The 420-nt window shown below is 43.8% G+C and carries 1 pseudogene; it reads left to right on the top strand.

The window, feature by feature from the left end:
* Positions 1-58: 58 nt before the first annotated feature.
* A pseudogene (locus BTA35_RS17070) lies at positions 59-420 on the top strand (flagellar motor protein PomA); the annotation flags it as partial.

Raw genomic sequence — 420 nt, forward strand, 5'->3', positions numbered from 1 at the left:
GGTGCTGAGTTATCCTTCACTAAAATAACCCTAAAAGCTTGCATATAAGGTTGGATCAATGGATTTCGCCACTCTATTAGGACTCATCACTGGTATCGCATTCGTGGGACTTGGCGTTGCCCAAGGTGATGACCCAAGCATTTTCTTAAACGTCGCCGGTATTTTGATTGTTGTCGGTGGCACTGTATCTGTGACACTGGTTAAATTCAGAATCGCCAGTTTCTTTTCAGGTATCAAAGAAGGCTTCTCTGTTGCTTTCTTAGAAAGTAACGACAACCCAAGAGAGATTATTCGGCTGGCAAATCACCTTGCTAAGATTGCACGTCGTAATGGTTTGCTCGGTCTCGAAGATGAACCCATCGAAAATCCTTTTTTTGCAAAAGGTATTCAGCTGTGTGTTGATGGTCATCCGCCCGAGTT

This window comes from Oceanospirillum linum (assembly GCF_001995095.2).
GTDB classification, from domain to species: domain Bacteria; phylum Pseudomonadota; class Gammaproteobacteria; order Pseudomonadales; family Halomonadaceae; genus Oceanospirillum; species Oceanospirillum linum.